The following is a 23,957-nucleotide window of genomic DNA, read 5'->3' as shown; positions in this document are numbered from 1 at the left end:
AGGATTCGCTCAACGGAGCGAATCCTTCTTTGTTGTGTCATAGTCATCAATCCACGTCTCGAGCTCGTCAATCGGGAGCGGACGCGAGAACAAGTAGCCTTGCATCTCGTCACAGCCGAGCGAGCGGAGCGTGTCGCGCTGGTCCGTCGTCTCAATCCCCTCGCACACCGTCTTCAAACCGAGCCCGCGGGCGAGCTCAATAATCGACTGGACGATGACGTTGCCGGTCGGATCGTTGTCCGTCACTTGGATGAACTGCCGGTCGATTTTAATCTCATGAATCGGATAATGCTTCAAATAGACGAACGCCGAGAAGCCGGTCCCGAAGTCGTCAATCGAGATCGAGAAGCCTTGTTCCCGGAATGCGACGAACCGCTCGATGACGTGCTGCTGATTCTCCATCCCGACGCTCTCGGTGATCTCGAACGTCAAATAGTTCGGGCAGACGCCCATCTCCTTGACGATGTGGGCCAACTTTTCGACGACCCCGTCCGACAGGAAATGACGGGCCGACAAGTTTAAGGCGAGCTGATACATCCGGCCCGCGTCGTGCCACGTCTTTAATTGGCGACATGCCGCCTCGAGCGCCCACTCTTCGAGCGCGATGATGACGCCGGTCGATTCGGCGAGCGGGATGAAGTCGAGCGGTGGAATCAATCCTTGTTTCGGATGAATCCAGCGCATCAGCCCTTCGAATCCTTTCAGCTTGCCCGTCGCCGCTTCAATCTTCGGTTGATAATAGAGCGTAAACTCGTTCAAGGCGAGCCCTTTTCGCAAATTCATCTCGAGCGTCAGACGGGCCGTCGCCTTCTCGCCCATCTCTTCCTCGTAGAAGGCGATACCCCCACGCTGTACGTGGTTCTCATTTGCCGTGATTCGGGTCGTGTCCATCATCTCGAGCGTCGAACGCGACTTGTCCTCAATCGAGATAAAGGCGCTCATCGTCAAGACGACGTCGAGTTCCCCGACCGCGAACGGCTCGCTCGTCACCGTCTCACAAATCAAATCGGCGAGCGCCTTCACTTTGATGCGGTCGCCGTAAGGCGTCCACAATAGGAAGCCGGATTGCGAGACGCGCGCCAAGAGCGACGCATCGACGACTTGTTGGAGGCGTTCCGACAGTTCGATGACGATCTCATCGGCGCGCTGAATCCCAATCGCCGTCTCGACGGAACGGAACTCGTCTACCCGGAAATAAATCAATGAGCCAAGTTGGTTTGGTGTCTGTTCGCGAAGCGCGTCCACCCGTTCGACAAACCCGTTCAAGTTCATGATTCCCGTCTGTTCGTCCGTATAGGCGAGCTTGGCGATATGTTCATCGACCTCGCGGCGGTCGAGCCGGAGATAAAGGATGGCGATAAAGTCAGACAGCGTGCTGACGATCAGCTCCTCGATGAACGTCCATTTCCGGGGTGCAAACGTCTCACAACAGATGACCCCTTTCGCCTGATTGTTCGCATAAATCGGGGCATCGAGCATCGAATAGATCCGTTGCCCTTCCACGAAATACTGTTGATACAGATCCTTCACCCACTCGTGCGTCCGGACGTCCTCGAACGGAAGTACCCGGTTCGTCCGCAAGGCGTCGAAATAGACAGGTGCGTCCCCACGCATGACCTTCAACACCGGTTCGCTCGGCCCGTTCTCTTTCGAATAAGCGACTTGGCAGGAGATCGAAGAGTACGACTCATCGAAGTGCCAAATCGAGACCGTGTCAACGTCGAGCATGTCCGAGACGACCTCACACATATAGGAGAGCGCTTGTCGCACCGCCGCTTCCGTCACCTCAGGCATGCGGACGAGTTCGAACAGTTTCTCTTGATGTTTTCGATATGATTGTGTTGAAAAGTTCCCCTCGTTCATAAGTCCCCTACTCTCGTTCATACTTTTTGCATTCATGATAGCATGAAAAGAACTATATATAGGTTTCCAAAATTCAACAGAAAGTCAATTTTCGATTCCCCTGTTTCTTTAGTACAGTTGACCCGTCCGTGACGAAAAATATTGACCTCATTTTTAACGGAATCCAAGGATTGAGCCATTTCCACCATTGCTTGCCGTTTCCGTAAACCCTACAATAAACATGTATTGCTTCACCTGTCGATAATTGTCAAAAGCACTCATAGAGAAGGAAGTGACCCAATGTCCCCTAAGTCCGGCCTCATGTACTCATTCGCAGCCATCGCCGCCGTAAGCATCATCGCCCAGGCCGACGAAGTCGCAGCAGCCAGCTCACACGTCGTCCGTGCGGGTGACACGCTCTGGTCAATCAGCCAACAGCACAACGTGTCACTTGCCAACTTGAAAGCCTACAACAACTTGAACTCAGACCGTCTCGCCATCGGGCAGACGCTCAAATTAAGCGGGAACGCCCCAAGCGCGCTCAAACCAGCGACGACATCGAACCGCTCTCACGTCACTTCAGCTAACTTGAATTTGCGCTTCGCTGCCGGCACATCACATAAAGTACTCGCGACAATCCCGAAAGGCAAAACGCTTAACGTGATTCAAACGAGTGGCGCCTGGTCAAAAGTCACGTATAACGGCAAGACTGGTTGGGTGCATAACGACTACTTGACGACAACCGCTACCCCGGTCGCACCGAACACGTCGACGCCGCCTACCGTATCGGCAACGTTATCGAAAACGACCGCCAATTTGAACCTTCGGGCCTCGAAATCGACGAATTCAAGTGTTCTCGTCACAATTCCGAAAGGTCAAACGGTCACCGTATTAAAAGTCGAGGGCAACTGGTCCCACGTCAAGTTCGGCTCGAGAACCGGCTTTGTTGCCAATACATATTTACAGAAAGCGGCCTCGACACCCACACCGGCTCCAAGTCAACCGACGACGCCGGCAGTACCGAGTGCGCCAAAAGAACAGAGCATCAACCAGTCGTACGTCACGACGGCCAACTTGAACGTTCGTCGAGGTCCGGGGATCGGCTACGCCCTCGTCACGAGCATCCCGAACGGCACAACTGTCAAAGCGACGAAGCAGAGCGGCACGTGGGTATACATCACGTATAACGGCAAGAGCGGTTACGTCAGCACCGGTTACTTGAAACAGACGACGACGGCACCGAGCGCGCCGGTCACACCGAACGCCGGAGACGGCGGTGCCGGCAACGCCTCGTTCGACTACGTCGTGAATACGCCATCGTTGAACGTCCGCACGTCGGCCTCGACGAGCTCGGCCATCATCGGCCGTGTCACGGCCGGGCAGACGCTCCGCATCGTCCAGACATCGAACGGATGGCATCAAATCTATATCGGGAATACGACCGGTTTCGTCGCGGCGTCTTACGTCAAAGCGGTGCCGAAAGGGTCTACGGTAAACCCGACTCCGGCTCCGTCACAAGGTGCCGGCCTCGCTGCCATCGCGGTCGCCAAGAAGTATGTCGGCACCCCGTACATCTGGGCGTCATCGAACCCGGCCAACGGCGGATTCGACTGCTCTGGACTCATCTATTACGCCTTCAACCAGGCAGGCTACAGCGTCCCACGAACGAACGTCGCCACATACTGGGCCGGGTCTTATTTCGGAACACAGCTCAGCAAGACGTTCGTCCCGCAAGCGGGCGACCTCGTCTTCTTTGAGAACACGTATACGGCCGGCCCGTCACACATGGGCATCATGATCAATTCAGACACGTTCATCCACGCCGGGACGTACGGCCTCGGCTATAACACGATCAGTAAAGAGCCATACTGGAAGTCACGCGTCATCGGCTACAAACGACCGTGACCTTTGGCGCATTCATTGACCCGACCTTTGTCGGGTTTTTTTTCGTGGGGCAGGATTTCCCTCGAAAGACTCGAACACGAAAGATAGAATGGGAAGAGAAAGAAGGAGGTGTCCGATGGGAAGCAATCGATTCGCTAAAATTCCGTACCGGATTTACACGATGGCCCTCGCCGTCGCTTGTCTCATCGGCGTATTGTTGTTCGGGCTCGGCCTGAGCTATTACTGGAAAGAAAAGCACGTCGCCGTCGACGAGACGGTGCGCGACTTGAATCACGCCTCCGACTTGGCCGGCGTCGAGTCGTATCTCGTCTTGCATCACGCGGCCAAGCTGTACGAGACGAACTCCGAGCAACCGACGGCGCTGCTGTCGGCCCCATACCGCGAACGGGCGCTCCAATATAACGCGCAACTGCTCGACGACTTCGAGACCGGGGTCGACGAGCGCGAACGGGAGGCGTTGCTACGCTTCTCGGAAGAACTTGAAGACACATTGAACGAGGACGGATCGAGCCGCTTCCAAGCCGTGCCGTTCGACGTCATCGAGTCGATCAACCGGCGCTGGCTCTATCAAGGGCTCGAACGGACCGCCCAAGAGAACACGGCCTATGAATTGACCGATGCCATCATGCGCATGCAGATGGCGTTCGTCGAAGGTGTCACGAACCTGCTCGCCGAGACACCGGATCAAGACCAGCTCGAGTTTGAGGTCTCGACGATTGCGAACGAGGCCCGTCTGATCGAGGACATCGTCGCGACCGACCCGTCCCTCGGCACGAAACCGGTCGACGACTTGATTGAGAGCGCGCTCGCCCTCGGACGGGTGACGGCCACCAATTCGACACTTGAAGCCCGTTACGTCAACGGGACGAGTTTCTATGAGGATTCGCACGCCGCGCTGCAAGCGGTACGCTCGGCGGCTGACGACACGCTCATGACCGAGCGTGACCGTTACGGCACACTCGCCATCGCCGTCCTGCTCATCACGCTCCTCTTATCAGGCGCGCTCTTGTTCGCCCTATGCTCGACACGCAAGATGTACGCCCACGACTTGAGCCATTTGAAGGCACGCGCCCTCGCCATCGACCCGAGCACGGAACCGGTCGAGGATTCGTTCCCTCCGAGCCACGACTTCCGTGGCATCGAGGACGAGCTCCGCGAGATTGCCGCCAGTGTCCATTCGACGGTACACACGCTCGAGACAAAATCGAACGACTTGCTCCGCTATCACGAGCGCTGGTCGTCCTTGTTCTCCGAGACAGGGCTCGCCATCGCCTTGATCGACGACACATACAACTTCATCGAACGAAACGATGTGTTCCGCCAATTTTTTGGCGAACGGAACCTGTATGAGATCAACCAGCTGTTCACCGACACGGGCCGCCGCCTGTTGCGCGAGGCGCTCGCCGGGGTGACGGAGAATGGTACGAGCGCTCAGTTCATCCTGCATTTGAAAGGTGAACACGTCCGTTTCTTGAACGTCAAAATCATCCCACTCAAGCGCGGCGAGACGCTCACGTATTACCTCATCCTCGAAGATGAGACCGAGCGCGTCGAACGCGAGCGTAAGGTCGACCGGCTCGTCCGGTTCGACCTCGCCACCGAGCTATATAACGAGTACGGCTTCCTGCGGGCGTGGGAGAAACAGGATATCGATGGGACGTTCCTCTTGATTAAATTGAACGACTTCCATCACCTCGTTGACTGGTACGATCCGACGTACGCCGACCTGCTCATGACCGAGTTCGCCCGTCACGTCGAGGACCGGCTCGAGAAGTACGCGCACCACTTGTTCGGCCGTTACCGGGACGACACGCTCATGCTGTATGTGAAAGGGCTTCGCAATGTCGACGAGACCGAATTGTTGGAGCTGTTCCCGACCGAGCTATTGATTAACCAGAAACGCCAGACCGTCCACCTTCAAATCGGGGCGACGCATACGACGCCGAGCTTTAACGATTGTCTGTTCGAGGCGACGAAGGCGTTGCAACACGCCAAAGAGACGCGGAACCCGTTCGTCTGGTACGACTCGAGCATCCTCGCCCAGCTCCAATGGGCCGCCTTGATTGAACAGGCGCTCCCAGAGGCGATCGAGCAAGGACATATCACCGTCGCCTATCAGCCGCAAGTCGAGTTGAAGACGGGCCGGGTCGTCGGGGCCGAGGCGCTCGCCCGCTGGCAACACCCGGACATCGGCAACGTGCCACCGAACGAGTTCATCCGCATCGCCGAACGCTCGGACCAGATTCTCTGGCTGTCGCACTCGATTCTCGATTTGGTCGTCGAACAGCTCGTCGCCTGGCGCGACACGCCGTTCGCCGATATCTCGTTGTCGTATAACTTGTCGGCCCATTCGGTCGACCCGTCCATCGTCACCAAGCTGCGCGACTTGATCGCGACGTATCCATGGCTGCCCGACCGGTTGAAAATCGAACTGACCGAGTCGGCGGACATCATGTCGCACACGAACGAGCTCGAGCGGCTCGAAGACATCGCCGATCTCGGCTATTGCCTCTCGATTGACGACTTCGGCACCGGCTACGCCTCGTTCGAAGCGATTTGGCACTTGCCGATTCAAGAAGTGAAAATCGACCGCATGTACGTCAGCGGCAAAGCGAAGGACAGCACATCATTCCTCCGCGCCGTCTCCCGCTTCGCGAGTGAACAGAAATTGACCTCGCTCGCCGAGGGCATCGAGACGAAACAGGACCTCGAGCGGATTATCGCGGAAGGGGTCGAACTCGGGCAAGGCTATTATTACGCCCCGGCCCTTGACGCGACAGCTTTTGAGACGTGGGTGAACGACAAAAGAGGGCATTTCGCCTGAGCGAGCGCCCCCATTCGACCGGTTGACACATGTCAGCCGGTCTTTTGTTTGATGAGATTGAGGACGAGCTTCAACGCGATCAACAGTCCGATGACCGGCAAGATGACCGGTAACGACCCGCGCGGCAACAGCCCGAACACGATGAACGCCGTCATCCCGATGGCGAAGAACAGCTTGACGCCCCGCTCATGACCTTCAAATCGCTCCCAGCGCCAAACGAGCAAAAGCAGCGTCAACGGCGCGAACAAGAACGTCAAGAAAAAGAACGGCATGTGCCGTGTATACCAAGGTTGCGTCATTTCTGTCGTACCTCCTCATATAACGCTTCCGTCGCCTCATGCGACTCGACGTTCAGATAAATCGGTTTGCCGCTCCAGTCGATCCGGACGACCACGTCGATGTCCCGGTCGATGAAGACGAGCACGTCCTCCCCGTTCGTCGTCCGGAAATGTCCGGTCAGGCGTGAACCGACGGCGGCCCCGTTCGTACGACGGGCGAGGCTCGGCCGATACGTCAATGTCACGGTCTCGATTTCATCATACGGCACCGTCTCACCGTAACCGCCCTCGATGATGAGCGCCGAATCGGTGAGCGTCACCTCGGTCGGCTGACTGAACCAGAACAAGAGGCCCCCGACAAATCCCAGGATGAGCGTCAAGACGAGGATGAGCGGGATGAGTTTCTTCTTGCCTCCAGGACGAAGCTTACCGCGCTCATCAAAAATATTCCCGTCATACTTTTGGGCGCGCCAAAGCGTGACGACAACGAGCGCGACGATGAGCAGAAACAATGGCTCGAGCGGAATGTCGAGACCCGACACGTCAATGGCGACAATGACGAGAAAGATTGTTGCGATCCCGTAACACATGAAGCCGATTAACCGCGCCACCGCCTTGATGTTGACGCGTTCCTTATCCTCGCGCTTCATCGTGTTATAGCCAGAGATGAGGAAGTGCCAACCTAACCGATGGACGGCGAAACCGAGCAAGAATAGAATGAGTGCTGCAATCACGAGTCCCCACATAGTGGTGTCCCCCTTTCTTCTATAGTCTACGTGAAAACGAGACCGAACGTTTCAAAATCGTGAATCTGCGTCGTATACTCAGGGTAGAACGTTCAAGGAGGAATTCGATGTATCGCACGAAAGCAGATTTTTTACAAGATTGGACCAAATCATCGACCGGCACGCTCGACGTGCTCCGCGCCGTCACGGACGAAGCGCTCGGACAGGAAATCGTCCCTGGCCACAACTCGCTCGGCTGGATCGGCTGGCACGTGACGACCGCGCTCGGCTATTTCACGAACTTGCTCGGTTTCCGCTTGTCGTCGCTGAAGAGTTTGACGCAACCGAGCGACGCCAAGGCGATCGCCGATCAATACGAGCGCTACGCCGATGAGATTGCACAGGCGGCCGAACAGTTCTCGGACGACTACTTGTTAGAAGAGGTCGACGTCCACGGCGCGAAACAACCGCGTGGCGCCGTCTTGCGCATGATGATCGACCATCAGACGCACCACCGCGGCCAGATGACGGTGCTCCTCCGTCAGGCGGGACTCACGGTCCCGGGCGTCATGGGACCGACGAAAGAACAGATGAAGGCGTGAAAAAAGGCGAGGCCCCGTGGGGTCTCGCCTTTCGTCACATCGATGACGGTGTATTCTCCTTGTTTTGCATCCGACCGACCCCTTCGTACTGGACGGCGCCCGGGTCGCGTGCGTATTTCCACGCGTTACGGGCATCGATCAAGCGCTTCGTCCGCATCCCGTCGAACGCTTCCGGTTTCAACGCGACGAGTTCGTCCCATTCCGTAACGAGGATGGCGATGTCCGCTCCCTCGAGCGCCGCTTCGACCGTCTCCGCTTGGGGGAAGTCCCACTTGGCGAGCGGGTCGTAACCGATGACTTCGACTCCACGCACCGTCAACAGTTGAGCGAGTGTGAGCGAAGGCGCGTCGCGCATGTCGTCCGTCCCCGGTTTGAAGGCGAGGCCGAGGAAGGCGACTTTGAGGTCGCTCGTCGGTTCGACTTTCGAGGCGACGTACGCCATCTGGGCGTCGTTCGCGTGCATGGCGGCTCTGATGACCGGCAAGTCGAGCTCATTCTCGCTCGCGACGTTCAAGAGCGCGTGCATGTCTTTCGGGAAGCACGATCCCCCGTAGCCGAGACCGGCGTTCAAGAACGAACGTCCGATGCGCGGGTCGAGCCCCATCCCGTCGGCGATTGTTGTGATGTCCGCCCCTGCCTTGTCGGCGAGACGCGCCAAATCGTTGATGAAACTGATCTTCGTGGCGAGGAACGCGTTCGAGGCGTACTTGATGAACTCGGCGTCAATCGGCGACGTACAGACGATCGGGACACCGAGGCGTCCGTAGATGCCTGCCAGTTCCTCACACATCTCGAGGTTGTCACTGCCGATGACGACGCGGTGTGGTTTCAACACGTCGGCGAGGGCGCGCCCCTCTTGGAGAAACTCTGGTACGACAGCGAACGTGTGGGCCGGATACATGACCGACAGCATGTCAGTCGTCCCCGGCGGCACCGTGCTGCGGATGATGATTTTATGTTTCGAGTTGACCTCGGACAAGGCCGCGTCGACGAACGTTAAGTCACAACTTCCGTCTTGTTTGCTTGGCGTCCCGACGGCGAGGACGAGATAGTCGGCCGTTTCCGTATCGGCAATCGAGTCCGTGAACGTGATTGATCCGTGATGGTCGCGTAACACGTCTGCCATGCCTGGTTCGTGGAACGGGACGTCCCCGTTCATGAGGCGGAGCAGTCTCGGTTGATCTTTCTCGACACCGATGACTTCATGCCCCGCTTTTGCTAGCCCGCATAAGGTGGCCAGCCCGACATAGCCAAGGCCGATGATTCCAAATTTCACGATAGTTCCTCCTTCAATAGTCTTCTATTAACAGTACCGAAAAGCGGCGAGCAAGGGAAGGCTCTAACACTCTCTGAATATTCTCTGCTATAATGAGTCAAAATGAGGCTAGAAAGGAATAACCGCATGGGATTGCTCGCTTTCTTTTTGATTACGCTCTTCGTGTTCTACTGGTTTCCTATTCGAGGTGGACTCAAGACTTTCCTGCTGATTCTCATCATGATCAGCGGATGGCTCTCGATTTTCGAGCTCGTCTCCATCATCGAAGCCCGCCCTTGGGTTGCGGCCCCTGTCCTCGCGCTAATCGGTTTGTTCGTTTGGAAATGGCGCAAAGACAGACGGACGAAACTGAACAAGCACCAAGACATTTGACACGCGTCGAATGTCTTTTTCAATTTCTGTACAAGTTTTTTGATAAATATGGGAAAACATTTTTTTGATGCTATCATACTGTCAGTACATGGTTTTTTGAAAATAAGGGGAGACTACTTATGAATTTTTACGGGCTCGACATCGCACCTTGGATCGAACCACTGGCCCAATTTGTGTTTTGGTATCCGTTCTTCATGGCGCTGTTTTGGATTGCTGGCGCTCTCTTATTCAGCTTGACACGGGAAAAAGAGGAGGACCTCGATTTGAAGGAGCGGGAATGGCCGCTCATCAGTATCTTGATTCCTTGTTATAACGAAGAAGAGACGATTGCCGAGACGATTGAGTATTTGGACCGTCTCACCTATCCGAACTTTGAGATTATCGCCGTCAACGATGGCAGCCGTGACAAGACCGGCGACATTCTCGTTGGACTCGCCGACGAGTACGAGCGCTTGCGTGTCATCGACTGTCATGAGAACCGAGGCAAGGCGAACGCGCTACATATGGCCGCCCACGCCGCCCGTTCGGAGTACTTGCTTTGCGTCGACTCGGACGCCTTCCTCAGTGAAGAGGCACCGTACTATCTCGTCCGTCACTTCTTGAACCGCGGTGAGCGCGTCGGTGCCGTCACCGGCAATCCTCGCATCCGCAACCGCGACACGCTCCTCAGCCGGATGCAACTCGTCGAGTACTCGTCGATTATCGGGTCGATCAAACGGACGCAGCGCGTCATGGGTAAAATTATGACCGTCTCCGGCGTCATCGTCATGTTCCGCAAGAAAGCGTTACTATCGGTCGGTCTTTGGGACCGCGACATGATCACCGAGGATATCGCCGTCTCATGGAAGCTCCAGAAGAACTTCTGGGACATCCGCTATGAGCCGCGCGCCCTCTGCTGGATGCTCGTTCCGGAGTCCATCTCAGGCATTTGGAAACAACGTGTGCGCTGGTCACAAGGCGGACAAGAGGTCGTCTTGCGTCACTTCGATATCTTCAAGGACTGGCGCCAGCGCCGGATTTGGCCCGTCTATATCGAACAAGTCATCAGCGTCCTTTGGGCATACGCGTGGCTCATCGTCACCGTGTATCTGTTCGCGACAGCCGACACGTGGCAGGATATGTTGATTTGGTTCACGTACAACTCGTTCGCGCTCGTCCTCGTCAGCCACGTCCAGCTGATCATCTCGCTCTGGAACGACGCCCGTTATGATAAAGTATTCAAATATTACGTCTGGGCCGCTTGGTATCCGGTCATCTACTGGATGCTCAACACGTTCGTCGTCATCGCGGCGACGCCAAAAGCGATTAGAGCCCGTGTGAAAGGAGGCTATGCGACATGGAGTTCACCAGACCGGGGGACACGGAGAAGCAGCCTGTAAGTGATTTATATGATTACGAGCAAGAGATTCTCGTTAAAACGAAACAGAACGTGTTCCGCAAAGGGATCGAGCTGTTGCTCACGGTCGTGTTCTGGTTGTATACGTTCATCGTCACGTGGTTCTTCCTTAGCGCCGTCATCGACGTGAACGACCGTTATATCGCCATCCTCAAGACCGCCTTGAACGTCACGAACGCCGACATCCGCGAGCTGCTCTACTTCGGGCTCGTCTCGTCGTTCGTTGCCGCCCTCTTGCTCTTCCTTTGGCGGACGTACAACAGGCGGAAGTACGGCCCACTCAACCGCCGGCAGATGCCGACAGACACGACGCTCGACGATTGGCTCAAACTCGACTTGATGGAACCGGAAGATATCGCCCGGCTTCAATCCGATAAGGTTATCGTGTTTACAGAAAACCCAGTGAAAGAGTTGAAATGATGCGCTACGTGAAATGGTTTGTCGTTCTGATGATTATTGGTGGCATCGCCTGGAAGGTATACGACGTGTCCTCGACGTCGCATGAGGACGTCCCTGATGCGGCGCTCCTCCCGACCGAGAACGTCTGTATCGGCCTCAACTATCACCGCGTCAAGCGGCCGAATATTTGGAACAAATTTGTCGAGAACGTGACCGACTCGTCCGAACTGGTCCGCTACAATGTGTATGCCGACGAATTCGAGCAACAGATGACGTGGCTCCAAGAGGAGGGCGTTCACTTCGCGACGCAGGCCGACCTGCTCGCCTATCGCGCCGGGGAGCCGATTCCAGACAAATGTGTATGGATCTCGTTCGATGACGTCGACCATACCGTCTACGAGAACGCGTTCCCAATTTTAAAAGCCAAGCAAATCCCGTTCACGCTGTTCATCATCACCGGTCACGTCGGCGAGGCGTTCCAAAACTTGGACCTCGCCCCATGGAGCAAATTGAAGGACATGCAGGCGAGCGGACTCGCCGACTTCGGGACGCATACGCACGACATGCACTACGTCAAAGACGGAGGCGCCGTGTTCTTGCCGGAAGACATGCAAGACGAACTCCGGCAAGATTTGGAGACCAGTATCGCCGCCATCGAGAAGCACCTCGGCACACGTGTCACGACGATTGCTTACCCGTTCGGCAACACGAACGACGCTGTCACGGCGACGGTGCAGGAGCTCGGTTTCGAGCAGGCGTTCATCTTGAGCCCGAACCCGATTACACCCGACAACGCCCCGTTCTTCACGAACCGTTACCTGCTCGACGCCGAACTGTTCGAGTTATTCGTCAAACCGTATTTCGAGCGTCTATGAGATAACCCCTCGTCACTGCGACGGAGGGGTTATTTTAGTCTTCCGGGAGTTCGACTTCGTCGCCTGCTTGAATAGTGCCGTCCATGATTTTCTCCATCTCTTCTAAACTGAACGCATCGACGAGCTGGATGCCGTCGACGTACACCGTCGGCACATAGGCCACACCGAAGTCGCGCGTGAACAGCCGTGAGTTCTGGATGCCGATATCGACGTGGTTCTCAAGCAGTTCGTCCACATTCAGGTTGAACTCAGAGGCGATTTTTTGGACATGGGCTTCCGTCCCGAAGCCGTCCGACCCCGAGTCGTGTCCGATGGCGCGCTGCACTTCATAGTAACGGTCCGGGATGAGCCGTTCCACATTATAATCCACGTTCGCGAGCAGTTGTGACTGTTCGTTCAACAGGACAAGCGGCTGTCCTTTGAACGTCGCCTCGCCCGTGTCAATCCAGCGCTCCTCGATCTCCGGTAGTACCTCTTCCATCCACTTCTTGCACCACGGGCAACTGTAGTCGAAGACGAACACGATCTCGTGCTCTCCTTCCCCGAGCGCGACCTTGTCCTCGAGCGGGAGCTCGTACTTCGTGTATGTATGCTGTTTCGTCGAGTCGACGGCCTCACTTTGGCTGCAGGCAGAAAGAATCAGGATGAGTCCGACGAATAGTAGATAAAATCGTTTCATATATAAACCTCCATATGCTCAATTGTTCACATTTTTAGTTATATCATGTCTGACTATCAGACTCGAGTGACGTTCTGGTGAAGTTCATCAAAAGAAATGACACACAAAAAAACGAGCGGACCGCATGGCCTGCTCGCTCTATTTGACGATGTTTGTTACCTTCTCATTCCCCATAAACGCCTCCATCGTCACCGCCGTATCGGACGAAATCCCATCCTTCTTCACGACTTTAAGGACCGTTTGCAAGATAATCTTCCAGTCATTAAAGAACGTGACGTTGTCGACATATTGCACGTCGAGGGCGAATCGGTCCTGCCAGGACAGCCGGTTGCGGCCGTTCACTTGGGCAAGTCCCGTCAGTCCAGGACGTACATCGTGACGTCGGCGCTGCTCCTCGTTGTATCGGGGCAAATATTCGACGAGCAACGGACGCGGTCCGACAATCGCAATGTCGCCTTTGACGATATTGAGTAAGCTCGGTAACTCATCCAGACTGAGCGATCGAAGCGTCTGCCCGAATGGAGTCAAGCGCACCTCGTCCGGCAACAGTTCACCATGCTCATCCCGCGCGTCGGTCATCGTCCGAAATTTCACCATCTCGAAGATAACGCCGTCCTTGCCGGGACGTTTCTGCTTGAATAACACCGGCCCACCGATTTTCCACTTGATGAGACCAGCGATCGTCAGAAGAACAGGACTTAAAACGAGTAAAGAAACCGTCGCAAGAATTGCGTCTTGTGGACGCTTCATCAAACGTTCGTACATGGTAACCCCTCCTATCGGAACGAAGAATACATCGAATCGTAATAGGTTCGATACGCACCAGATACGATTCGTTCAATCCATTCAGGATGCTCCACGTACCACTGAATCGTTTCGGCGATTCCCTCTTCGAATTGATATCGTGGGGTCCACCCTAATTCATCGGCCATCTTGGTCGCATCGATGGCATAGCGTCGATCATGCCCCGGACGATCTTTGACGAATTGAATCAATTCTTCTGACTGACCGAACGCGTTGATGATGATTTGCACGAGCTCCAAGTTCGTCTTTTCATTATGACCGCCGATATTGTACACTTCGCCGAAGTACCCATGTTCTCGAACGACATCGATGGCTTCACAATGATCGCTTACATGAAGCCAGTCTCGAATCTGTTGCCCGTCTCCATAGACTGGCAATGGCAGATTCGACATACATTTATGAATCATGAGCGGGATGAGTTTTTCCGGGAATTGATACGGCCCGTAGTTATTGCTGCATCGGGTCGTCTTGACCGGCAATCCATACGTCTCGTAATAGGCTCGAACGAGTAAATCAGAGCTTGCTTTCGAGGCGGAATATGGACTATTCGGGGCGATGGGTGAGTCTTCTGTGAAATAACCGGTCGCTCCGAGGGATCCGTACACTTCGTCGGTCGAGACATGGACGAAACAGACGGATGGTTTATAGTCACGACTATATTTATTGTCAGGTTCACGTTTCCAATGTCGCATCGCCGTGTCGAGCAACACTTGCGTCCCTAGAATGTTTGTCGTCAAAAACAGCTCCGGCTCGGTGATACTCCGGTCCACATGTGATTCTGCAGCAAAGTGAACGACTTCATCCACATCATATGTTCGAAACAACCGTTCAATTGCTTGACGGTCACGGATATCAACCTTTTCGAAATGATAGAGCGAATCGGCTTCGAACTCGCGCAAATTCTCCAAGTTCCCTGCATAGGTGAGCACATCGACGTTAAGAATGCGGTACGTCGGATGTTTTGCCCGTAAGTGTTTTATGAAATTTGAACCGATGAACCCGGCTCCGCCAGTCACTAGAATCGTTCGCATCCGTTCTCTCCCCTTCCTCGACGAGTGATAAGAGATATTGTCCATAATCCGTCATCTTGAGCGTCAAACCAATATCTTTCAACTCATCTCGTGAAATGAACCCGCGGCGCCATGCAATTTCCTCGAGACAGGCAATGTAATAGCCTTGACGTTCTTGAACCGTTTGAACGAACACAGCCGCTTTAATCATGCCTTCTGGTGTGCCGGTATCGAGCCACGCCATCCCGCGGCCGAACAAAACGACGTTCAACTCTCCGCGTTCCAGATACATATTATTGATTGACGTGATTTCGAGCTCTCCTCGTGCAGAAGGCTCAACACGTTTGGCGAACTCAACGACTTGATTGTCGTAAAAATATAGACCTGGGACCGCATAATTCGATTTTGGTTCGGCCGGTTTCTCTTCAATCGAGACCACTCGATTTTGTGAATCAAATTCAACGACACCAAATGCTCGTGGATCTTTTACCGGATAGCCAAAGACCGTCGCTCCTTGTTTTTTCGATTGTGCATGTTTCAAGAATCGCGTTAAATCCGGTCCATAAAACACGTTGTCGCCCAAGATGAGACAGACCGAGTCGTCCCCGATGAAGTCAGCTCCTAAAATAAATGCATCTGCCAGCCCAACCGGCTTGGTCTGTACTTTATACGAGATGTCGATACCGAGTTGATGCCCGTCCCCGAATAATCGCTCGTATCCGCCGATATCTTGTGGAGTCGAAATGAGTAGAATCTCCCGAATTCCCGCCAGCATCAGGACGGACATCGGGTAATAAATCAACGGCTTATCGTAGATTGGTAACAGTTGTTTCGAGACGGCCTTCGTCATCGGATAGAGACGCGTTCCGTTCCCACCTGCTAATATGATTCCTTTCATCACTTCATCACCCTTTCTTGAATCGTGGTACAAATCCGGGTTACGTCTTCTGTAGTGAGGTCTGGATAAAGTGGAAGTGTCAGTACCCGTTCGGCAATCGTGCGGGCAACGGGTGTGCGACGGCTCGCGAAACGATTATGATTCCACGCATAATCCGTTACGAGTGGATAGAAGTATTTCCGGGTGAAGATCCCTTCTTTCGCCAAGGCGTCATGCAGTTCATCCCGCCGATTTTCCTCTGACGTCATGATGATCGGATAGTAGGAATGGTTCGTTTCAACGCCCGGTTGTGGTTTCAGGATGCGAATGCCATCGAGACCGCTGAGCAGCGTGTCATAGAGTTCACGTACTTGCTTCCGCCGCGCAATCGTCTCATCGATATGGCGCAGGTTACATAGACCCATCGCTGCTTGAAATTCATTCATTTTGGCGTTCCCCCCCGTCACTTCCACCGTTTCCGGTCCGGTGATGCCAAAGTTTTTCAATTGGTCGAAACGATGTTTCAGCGCCGGGTCATTGTACGTCAGAGCTCCTCCTTCGATGGTATGGAACACTTTCGTGGCGTGAAAACTGAACATTGAGACGTCACCGAACGTTCCGATTCCTCGTCCGTTCACTGTGACGCCGAACGTATGGGCCGCATCATAAATCACTTTCAGGTTGTGTCGTTTGGCAATCGCCTCGATGGCCTCAACGTCACATACATTTCCGTATACATGAACAGGAAGGATGGCCGAAGTTTTGGGTGTAATTAAATGTTCTAATTTGGTAGCATCGAGCGTAAAGTCATCGGATCGGATGTCTCCATAAACGGGTGTTAGCCCTTTACGAATCAGTGCATGACTTGTCGAAGCAAAAGTGAAAGGCGTCGTAATGACCTCACCTGTCAATCCGAGAGCTTCAATCGCCGCCTCGAGCGCCAAGTGCCCGTTCGTGAATAGGGATAAGTGTTCGACCCCCAAATATTCGATCAACTCCCGTTCAAGTTGCTGATGTTTAGTGCCGTTGTTCGTCAACCATCCCGATACCCACAAGTCACGAATCTCATCCGTGTACTCTTCAAGGGAAGGGAGCATGGATTTCGTAACCGGAATAGCTGTCGGTTTGCTGTCAGGTTTGTTTACTACTGGATAAGACGGGAATGCTGCGGATTGGATATCGACGATGTGTAGCATAAGGCACCTCCTAGGTCACTTGGCGATTCGAGACGAGTGCGTAACGTTCAAGAATGAGCTGGATTTCCTGTTTGGGACAATGCATCATCACGTCGATGATGGACAGATTCGCTTGAAACGGACATGATCCTTGATGGTAAATGATCGGTTCGGTCTCGATGAACGATAAATCGATTCCCGCCTGTTTGAACACCTCGGTATCGTACAAGTCCATGCCGTTGATGGCATTCACGTAATGCGTCGCCCTCAAGCGCCCACATATATTGAGGATTCTCGCTTGCCCCTTCAATCCAACCCCAGCGTTCAATTCTGACGAGAGAATGAATGTCGTTGAGATACCGAGGTATCGAGCGACTTCCTCGATGCTGTATGCCAAATACTTCCCGACGTTTCGCTCAGGATGACGAATCACGCGTTCGAGTAACGGGAAGACGTGTTCAAATTGAGGGGCTTTGTGATAGGCGTGTCGCAATAATTTCAACTGTTGTTCGACGATTTCGTCTGGTTGCGCACGCTCATGATCGCAAATCAAACGATTCTGGCTCATCTTCTGAATGGATAAGGTAATCGGATGAGGACTACCGTCCATCAGAATTCGATTGCGATGAATCCATCCTTTTTTGATGAAATGAACGTCGTCATACACAACGAACGTATCGACCGCATGAATCAATTGGAAGTACCCGATATATGGGAAGAAGTAAGGCTGCATAATGGCCACGTTCATGACATTTCTCCTTTACGAAATAATCTGTTTCGCGCGCAACGTGTCATAGTACCCTTTGGCTGTGACATCATTACGGTGGAACTTGACGAGTTCTCGCGATAACATGCCATGTTCGATGAGACGCTCCGGATGTTCGAGGTATTGTTCAATCCCTCGTTCAATCGATTCGACCGTGACACCACACATATAGCAATTTTTACCGTCTACGGAATGATGGGAGACGTTGTTGATTTGATCGCTGATGACGACCCCCATGCCCGAGGCTCTTGCTTCGATGATGGTCCCGTTCCCGTTCGAATACGTTGCCGGCAGTACCAAAATGTCCGCTTGCTCATACACTTTCGGCATCTCATCCCACGCCTGAATCTCATCTAAGAAGTAGACATTTTTCAACTCGTGCTCGGCGATATATCCTTTACACGCCTCAAGCTGTTGCCCCGAATTATTTAAATAGAGTTCGAGGGAATAGCGTTTTGATAAGTTCCGATACGCTTCTAACACGAGTAATGGCTGATAACGTTCGACAAGCCGATTCGCAAACAGTAGTTTGAACGTATCGCCCGGTTGCTTCCGTCTCAAGCCGTGATCGAAGTACGCATCGATGTCCTGGGCATACGTCGCATGTACGACTTTATCAGGGTCAAACCCGAGCTGTTGCTTGAATTGCTCCACTGCTACCGTCCCCATCCCGAAGTAGAGGTCAGCGTCCTTGAACATCCAGTGTAACAGCTTCGTTTTGTATGGATTATCCTGAGGATTCGTCAGCCGGTCAGACGGGTCGTCGTCATTTTGTAGCGGTCGAAGCGGCTCACTCATAATGACAGTTTTGATGCCGAACAGCTTAGCGATTCTCACGATGGCCGCATGTCCCGCCATGAACCCGCCGAGTAGAATGACGTCCGGTTTGAAACGAATCAACTCTGGGATCAAACCGAGTGATAGGTAGCCAATCTTCGGAAACCACTTCGAATATCTCAACACTTGACACTTATCACCGAGCGGGATTTTCCACCAGTCTGGTCGATTTTGATCGAGATATTCGTAAAACCAAAATTCAGAGTCAAAGTACTCTTCCAAGGCGTAGCACAGCTTCACCTGATAAGGGGAAGCGATGTTTCCGATAAAAACGAGTTTTTGTTTCATCGTTCACCCTCCTTTACTGTTTGACGTGGATCCGTTGTACCTTTCCATACTTCGCGTCGGACGTAGTCCGTATACGAAATCAAAATCCGCACTACTTTGTCAGAGACGTTCGGCATGCTGTAGTCACTGACGATGCGAGGCCGCTCTTGTTCCATGACGACCGATAACCCTTGCAAGATTCGCTCTGTTTCGAGACCGACCATCAGCACGGCCCCTTCTTCCATCGCTTCCGGCCGTTCGTGCGTCTCACGGATATTCAACCCTCGTAATCCAAGAATCGAGGACTCTTCGCTAATCGTCCCACTGTCACTGAGCACCGCCTTGGCGTGCAATTGAAGGTGATTGTAATCGACAAATCCGAGCGGCTTGAGGAGTCGAACCAATGGATGAAACGAGACGTTCAATTCATCGATTCGTTTCATCGTCCGCGGATGCGTGCTGACGATGACGGGCAGTCCGTATTGCGCTGCGATCGCGTTCAAACTGTCGACGAGTGCCAAGAAGTGTTTGTCGGAGTTGACGTTCTCTTCACGATGGGCCGAGACGATGAAGTAGTTGTCAGGACTCAATTCGAGTCGCTCGAGTACATCCGAGTTTTCAATCGCTTCCCGTTTCGACATCAACACCTCGAACATCGGGCTCCCCGTCTTGATAATCCGTTCCGCCGGCAGCCCTTCGCGGAGAAGGTATTCGCGGGCGATATCGCTATACGTCAAATTGACGTCCGCCGTATGGTCGACAATCTTTCGGTTAATCTCCTCGGGGACGCGCTGGTCGAAGCAACGGTTGCCTGCCTCCATATGGAAAATCGGGATTTTCCGTCGTTTGGCCGCGATTGCCGCGAGACAGGAGTTCGTATCTCCGAGAATCAACACCGCGTCCGGCCGTTCGAGTTCAAGCACCGGATCGACTTGGATGAGGATGTTGCCAATCGTCTCAATCGGGCTGCCTGTCGCCGAATTGAGGAAGTAGTCCGGTTTTCGTAAGGCGAAATCCCGGAAGAACACTTCATTTAACTCATAGTCATAATTCTGTCCCGTATGCACAAGGACGTGCTCAATCGCCTCAGAGTGTTCCAGTTTATGAATGACGGCCGACAGGCGTATGATTTCGGGACGCGTCCCGACGATAGTCATCACTTTGAGTCGTTTCATCTTGCACCTCCATAAAGTATGTGTCCGGGTTATTCGGGTCATAGGACTCATTCACCCACATGACGGTCACCAAGTCGGTCGTTCCGATATTCTCGATGTTGTGCGTATAACCGGTCGGGATATCGAGCACACGCATCATCTCTCCCGTGACATGATACGTATGAATCTCGGTCTCTCCTACCTTGCGGAAACGAATCAGCGCCTCGCCGCTGACGACGAGAAACTTCTCGTTTTTCGTATGGTGCCAATGGTTCCCTTTCGTGATTCCCGGCTTCGCCACGTTGATGGACACTTGTCCCCGATCCGGCGTTCGAATAAATTCGGTGAAGGAACCACGCACATCTTCATTCAGCTTCAAGTCATAAGCGAAGCAGTCAACAGGCAAGTAGCTGAGGTACGTGCTGTACAGCTGTTTTGTGAACAAATCATCCAGTTTCGGGACGGTCAGGCTAAGCCGACTGTCTTTGAACGTCTGTAACAAGTCAGCGATTCGGCCGAGCTCGATTGGCGGATGGACTGCAACTTCTTCCTCATACACGGCCGGTGTTTGTCCTCTCACGTCGAGCAAGCCGATCAACGCATCGATCACGTCATCGATATACGCCAGTTGCACGGTGCGTGCCGGGTCGTGAATTTCTATCGGCAAGTCTCGTGCGACCCGATAACAAAACGTCGCGACGACACTGTTATAGTTCGGCCGGCCCCACTTTCCAAACAGGTTCGGGAAACGGAACAGATAGATGGTACGCCCCGTTTTCTCATGTTCTTGTCTCAAGACGTTCTCCGCCGCGCGTTTACTGCGTCCGTACGGATTGTCCCGAGTCGCTTGAATCGAGGAGGCGAACATGATTGGCGCATTATTCTCACAAGATGCCAACGTCTCAAGCAATCGCTCGGTGGACCCCGTGTTCCCTTCTACAAAATCGGTTTCAATTTCCGAACGGTTCACCCCGGCCAAGTGATAGACGAACTCAGCGTGTTGGCAAAATTGTTGAAATTCGCCCTCCGACGTATCGCGCGTGGAGGAAAATACCTCATGGCCCCGCGCGGTTAATTCGGCGACTAAATTCTTGCCGATGAATCCAGCTGCCCCGGTGACGAGAATCTTCATGATACTTTCACCCAGCTCGCGAGCTCTTGTTGAATGTAAGGGAGGGTCAGCAACAGTTGCTTCACTTGCTCGACGTTCAACTGTTCTGTGTTGGCCGAGTTGTATTCGCCCTCGACCGTCAAGCGCTTGCTGCCTTCGTTGAAATATTTATCATAGTTCAAGTCGCGTGTGTCAGCCGGTACCCGGTAGAAACCGCCCATATCTTCTGCGACGACATTCTCTTCACGTGTCAATAACGTCTCGTACGACTTCTCACCATGCCGTGTGCCGATGACTTTGATCGGGTTGTTGGCATGGAACAGTTCAAGTAGTGCTTGGGCCAATACCCCAATCGTGGACGCAGGAGATTTCTGAACCATGATGTCTCCCGCATGGGCGTTCTTGAAGGCGAAGACGACGAGTTCGACCGCATCTTCGAGACTCATCAAGAAACGTGTCATGAACGGGTCCGTCACGGTCAACGGCTCGCCTCGTTTGATTTGATCCACGAATAGCGGGATGACAGAACCCCTTGACGCCATCACGTTTCCATAGCGCGTTCCGCAAATCAACGTTTGATCTGGCCCGACCGCTTTTGCTTTGGCGACGAACACTTTTTCCATCATCGCCTTGGAGATACCCATCGCGTTGATTGGATAGGCCGCCTTGTCGGTCGACAGGCAGATGACCTTTTGGACTTTTTGCTCGATGGCCGCGTTCAAGACGTTATCCGTCCCGAGTACGTTCGTCTTCACTGCCTCTAAAGGAAAGAACTCGCAGGAAGGGACTTGTTTCAACGCCGCCGCGTGGAACACATAATCGACCCCATACATCGCGTTGCGCACACTGTTCACATCCCGCACATCGCCGATATAAAATTTGAGTTTGTCGTCATGATAGAGTTTGCGCATATCATCCTGTTTCTTCTCATCTCGTGAAAAGATTCGAATCTCTTTAATATCCGTTTTCAGGAAGCGCTGCATGACGGCGTTTCCGAATGAGCCTGTGCCCCCTGTGATCAATAAAGTTTTATTTTTAAACATTGCAAATCCTCTCCTTTGTCGTGATGTCAGTGGCTTCTAAAGGTGATAGGAAAATTGAGTGGGAAACAATTGCAATGATGGTGATACTATCGTGTTACCCGTCTCATTGTGAGAATAGGAAAGAAATGTTTATCATTTTTTTGAAAGATGACATGTCTAATGTTTGTGCTCCACGAAAAAAGACACCCCGTTCAGGATGTCTTTGATGCATGACGGACAAACCCACGCAACAGTTCTTTTTCATCATCCCGAAACGTGAAGATCCATAAGAAGAGAAAGTAGGCGCCACCTAGTGCAATCGCTTTAAACAGGAAATGGACGAGCGACTCGACAGGCAAGTACCTTTGGAGCAAGAAGCCGAGAATTCCTAGAAACATCAAAGCCGGTGCAATCTTCACATGACATTCATAGAAAAATTTCCACATACTCAATTTTAAAACGCGGACATACACGACGTTCATGAAAATCACAGTGCCAATCAAGTTACCGACCAATATGGCACTCGCAGCACCGATTGCCCCGTAATGCGGAGACAAGAGCAGTGACAAAATCACACTGACCGTTGCGACGATGAGCGACGCGAACGCCCGGTATTTGATTTGATTGACCGCAATCAACGTCGTATAGGCGATTTCTTGGGTCAGCGTGATGATTCCTGGGAGAATCAACAACAGGGCGACCGTATAGGATGGGAAGAAGTCTGGACCAACCCAAAGTCCGATAAACTCTCGGCCCATCGTCGCAAAACTGATGATAATCAAGCCGACGATGAACAACTGGATGCGGCCGACACGAATCAACAGATGGTTTAATTCCGACTGGCGATTATAGGTCGTCATGCGTGTAACTTTCGGCAGGAACAGCGATCCAATCGCTGATGAGATAGTCCAAACGTATCCTTCGATGACCATCCCGATCGAGAACAAGGCGATGGAGGCACTGCTCGCCAAAGCCCCGAGAATGGTCGGGGTGATGTTCAAGATGAAGCGTTGGGCGATGGCGATGACGGTCGTCCAAGAGGAGAACGTAAAGATGTCTCGGTACATCGACCGGCTGTTATGCAAAAAGTCAATCGCCGTCTCGGTTTTACGAAGCAGGTAAATCCCTTTCCCGATGATAATGGATAGACCGACGATGGCGTTGACGAAGACGAGCGCATATAAGCCGAATCCGAACAAGAGCGCCCCGACCATCAAGACGACGGTCGACACTTTTTCCATCAAGTTGAACCAGTTGAGGACGACGAACCGTTCATTCGCGATAAAAATTCCGTTGAATGGTTTGGTCGGGAACAAGACGACGATGTAAAAACCGACCATGATGTACAACACTTGGAGCGTCTCCACTTCAGCAGGCGATAAACTTGCGTAAATCGTGTCGATCATCAGATAGACCCCGATCAGAACGAGGCCAATCAACACCGCAATCCCGATAAACAGTTTGAAGGCGACACCGAGAAAGCGAGACGCCCCTTCTGAATCCCCGAGCGCGTGGTATTTTGATAGGAATCGCGACACCGCCGCCTCTAAGCCGAAGTCCATGGCGAAGATGCTGACGAGTGATAGCGAAAGCATATAGAGTCCGTAGTTCGCCTTCCCAATCTCTGCAATCATCCATGGTGTGTAGAACAGACCGGCGAGAATATTGAATCCGATGGCGGCGTAAGACATGAGGACGCCAATCTTGATTTGACGTGAGCTTTTTTGTTCATCGAACTCCACTTTCGTCGTCATCAGATTC

The 23,957-nt window shown here is 53.2% G+C and carries 22 protein-coding genes; 7 read left to right on the top strand and 15 right to left on the bottom strand.

What is annotated here, in order from left to right; genetic code table 11:
* Positions 1 to 9: 9 nt before the first annotated feature.
* Positions 10 to 1,863, bottom strand: a complete 1,854-nt coding sequence (locus KNP80_RS12365; RefSeq protein ID WP_214834837.1) for a sensor domain-containing phosphodiesterase — start codon at positions 1,861 to 1,863, stop codon at positions 10 to 12.
* Positions 1,864 to 2,142: 279 nt separating this feature from the next.
* Here KNP80_RS12365 and KNP80_RS12360 point away from each other — a divergent pair, with 279 nt between their 5' ends.
* On the top strand, positions 2,143 to 3,747 hold the full coding sequence (locus KNP80_RS12360; protein ID WP_251132391.1) for a C40 family peptidase: 1,605 nt from the start codon (positions 2,143 to 2,145) through the stop codon (positions 3,745 to 3,747).
* A gap of 115 nt (positions 3,748 to 3,862) precedes the next feature.
* Positions 3,863 to 6,571 carry an EAL domain-containing protein gene (locus KNP80_RS12355; protein ID WP_214834836.1) on the top strand — a complete coding sequence of 903 codons (2,709 nt, stop codon included), beginning with the start codon at positions 3,863 to 3,865 and terminating at the stop codon, positions 6,569 to 6,571.
* 32 nt (positions 6,572 to 6,603) lie between these two features.
* On the opposite strand, the gene KNP80_RS12350 is transcribed toward KNP80_RS12355, so the two are convergent.
* Both KNP80_RS12350 and KNP80_RS12345 read right to left on the bottom strand, forming a co-directional pair.
* On the bottom strand, positions 6,604 to 6,870 hold the full coding sequence (locus KNP80_RS12350; RefSeq protein ID WP_214718193.1) for a hypothetical protein: 267 nt from the start codon (positions 6,868 to 6,870) through the stop codon (positions 6,604 to 6,606).
* Positions 6,867 to 7,595 carry a DUF3784 domain-containing protein gene (locus KNP80_RS12345; protein ID WP_214834835.1) on the bottom strand — a complete coding sequence of 243 codons (729 nt, stop codon included), beginning with the start codon at positions 7,593 to 7,595 and terminating at the stop codon, positions 6,867 to 6,869. The genes KNP80_RS12350 and KNP80_RS12345 overlap by 4 nt, the downstream gene beginning before the upstream one ends.
* 107 nt (positions 7,596 to 7,702) lie before the next feature.
* Here KNP80_RS12345 and KNP80_RS12340 point away from each other — a divergent pair, with 107 nt between their 5' ends.
* Positions 7,703 to 8,176 (top strand): DinB family protein, encoded by a 474-nt coding sequence (locus tag KNP80_RS12340; protein WP_214834834.1) that lies wholly within the window; start codon positions 7,703 to 7,705, stop codon positions 8,174 to 8,176.
* A gap of 34 nt (positions 8,177 to 8,210) precedes the next feature.
* Here KNP80_RS12340 and KNP80_RS12335 read toward each other — a convergent pair whose 3' ends face one another.
* Positions 8,211 to 9,452 carry a UDP-glucose dehydrogenase family protein gene (locus tag KNP80_RS12335; protein ID WP_214834833.1) on the bottom strand — a complete coding sequence of 414 codons (1,242 nt, stop codon included), beginning with the start codon at positions 9,450 to 9,452 and terminating at the stop codon, positions 8,211 to 8,213.
* Positions 9,453 to 9,578: 126 nt separating this feature from the next.
* Here KNP80_RS12335 and KNP80_RS12330 point away from each other — a divergent pair, with 126 nt between their 5' ends.
* From KNP80_RS12330 to KNP80_RS12315, 4 genes are all read left to right on the top strand, one after another.
* Complete coding sequence (locus KNP80_RS12330; RefSeq protein ID WP_214832186.1) at positions 9,579 to 9,824, top strand: hypothetical protein; 246 nt, start codon at positions 9,579 to 9,581, stop codon at positions 9,822 to 9,824.
* Between the two features lie 119 nt (positions 9,825 to 9,943).
* Positions 9,944 to 11,203 carry a poly-beta-1,6-N-acetyl-D-glucosamine synthase gene (gene pgaC / locus KNP80_RS12325; protein ID WP_214832188.1) on the top strand — a complete coding sequence of 420 codons (1,260 nt, stop codon included), beginning with the start codon at positions 9,944 to 9,946 and terminating at the stop codon, positions 11,201 to 11,203.
* Entirely contained in the window at positions 11,161 to 11,640 is a 480-nt protein-coding gene (gene pgaD, locus KNP80_RS12320; protein ID WP_214832190.1) for a poly-beta-1,6-N-acetyl-D-glucosamine biosynthesis protein PgaD, read from the top strand. Before pgaC ends, pgaD begins: the two co-directional genes overlap by 43 nt.
* Positions 11,640 to 12,494, top strand: a complete 855-nt coding sequence (locus KNP80_RS12315; RefSeq protein ID WP_214834832.1) for a polysaccharide deacetylase family protein — start codon at positions 11,640 to 11,642, stop codon at positions 12,492 to 12,494. The genes pgaD and KNP80_RS12315 overlap by 1 nt, the downstream gene beginning before the upstream one ends.
* Before the next feature lie 34 nt (positions 12,495 to 12,528).
* Here the strand turns inward: KNP80_RS12315 and KNP80_RS12310 are convergent, their stop codons facing one another.
* The 11 genes from KNP80_RS12310 to KNP80_RS12260 form a co-directional block, all read right to left on the bottom strand.
* Positions 12,529 to 13,173 carry a thioredoxin domain-containing protein gene (locus tag KNP80_RS12310; RefSeq protein ID WP_214832194.1) on the bottom strand — a complete coding sequence of 215 codons (645 nt, stop codon included), beginning with the start codon at positions 13,171 to 13,173 and terminating at the stop codon, positions 12,529 to 12,531.
* A gap of 138 nt (positions 13,174 to 13,311) precedes the next feature.
* Positions 13,312 to 13,938: a sugar transferase gene (locus KNP80_RS12305; RefSeq protein ID WP_214832195.1), complete on the bottom strand. Its 627-nt coding sequence runs from the start codon at positions 13,936 to 13,938 to the stop codon at positions 13,312 to 13,314.
* Positions 13,939 to 13,949: 11 nt separating this feature from the next.
* Positions 13,950 to 15,008, bottom strand: a complete 1,059-nt coding sequence (gene rfbB, locus KNP80_RS12300) for a dTDP-glucose 4,6-dehydratase (RefSeq protein ID WP_214832196.1) — start codon at positions 15,006 to 15,008, stop codon at positions 13,950 to 13,952.
* Positions 14,914 to 15,885: a glucose-1-phosphate thymidylyltransferase RfbA gene (gene rfbA, locus KNP80_RS12295; RefSeq protein ID WP_214718222.1), complete on the bottom strand. Its 972-nt coding sequence runs from the start codon at positions 15,883 to 15,885 to the stop codon at positions 14,914 to 14,916. Before rfbA ends, rfbB begins: the two co-directional genes overlap by 95 nt.
* Positions 15,885 to 17,060, bottom strand: a complete 1,176-nt coding sequence (locus KNP80_RS12290; protein ID WP_214832197.1) for a DegT/DnrJ/EryC1/StrS family aminotransferase — start codon at positions 17,058 to 17,060, stop codon at positions 15,885 to 15,887. Before KNP80_RS12290 ends, rfbA begins: the two co-directional genes overlap by 1 nt.
* Positions 17,061 to 17,070: 10 nt before the next feature.
* On the bottom strand, positions 17,071 to 17,787 hold the full coding sequence (locus KNP80_RS12285) for a WbqC family protein (RefSeq protein ID WP_214834831.1): 717 nt from the start codon (positions 17,785 to 17,787) through the stop codon (positions 17,071 to 17,073).
* Between the two features lie 12 nt (positions 17,788 to 17,799).
* Positions 17,800 to 18,930 carry a glycosyltransferase family 4 protein gene (locus tag KNP80_RS12280; protein WP_214834830.1) on the bottom strand — a complete coding sequence of 377 codons (1,131 nt, stop codon included), beginning with the start codon at positions 18,928 to 18,930 and terminating at the stop codon, positions 17,800 to 17,802.
* Positions 18,927 to 20,084, bottom strand: a complete 1,158-nt coding sequence (gene wecB / locus KNP80_RS12275; protein WP_214832199.1) for a non-hydrolyzing UDP-N-acetylglucosamine 2-epimerase — start codon at positions 20,082 to 20,084, stop codon at positions 18,927 to 18,929. Before wecB ends, KNP80_RS12280 begins: the two co-directional genes overlap by 4 nt.
* The gene (locus KNP80_RS12270) at positions 20,011 to 21,195 is read right to left on the bottom strand and encodes a polysaccharide biosynthesis C-terminal domain-containing protein (protein ID WP_214834829.1); all 1,185 of its coding nucleotides are present in this window, start codon (positions 21,193 to 21,195) and stop codon (positions 20,011 to 20,013) included. Before KNP80_RS12270 ends, wecB begins: the two co-directional genes overlap by 74 nt.
* A complete protein-coding gene (locus KNP80_RS12265; protein ID WP_214832202.1) occupies positions 21,192 to 22,217 on the bottom strand; it encodes a polysaccharide biosynthesis protein in 1,026 nt (341 codons plus the stop codon). Before KNP80_RS12265 ends, KNP80_RS12270 begins: the two co-directional genes overlap by 4 nt.
* Before the next feature lie 191 nt (positions 22,218 to 22,408).
* The gene (locus KNP80_RS12260) at positions 22,409 to 23,950 is read right to left on the bottom strand and encodes an oligosaccharide flippase family protein (protein WP_214834828.1); all 1,542 of its coding nucleotides are present in this window, start codon (positions 23,948 to 23,950) and stop codon (positions 22,409 to 22,411) included.
* Positions 23,951 to 23,957: the final 7 nt, after the last annotated feature.

It is taken from the genome of Exiguobacterium sp. E4787, assembly GCF_018618375.1.
Taxonomy (GTDB): Bacteria; Bacillota; Bacilli; order Exiguobacteriales; family Exiguobacteriaceae; genus Exiguobacterium; species Exiguobacterium chiriqhucha.
Note: the sequence above shows the minus strand (reverse complement) of the source record. Positions and strands in the feature narration are given on the sequence as shown.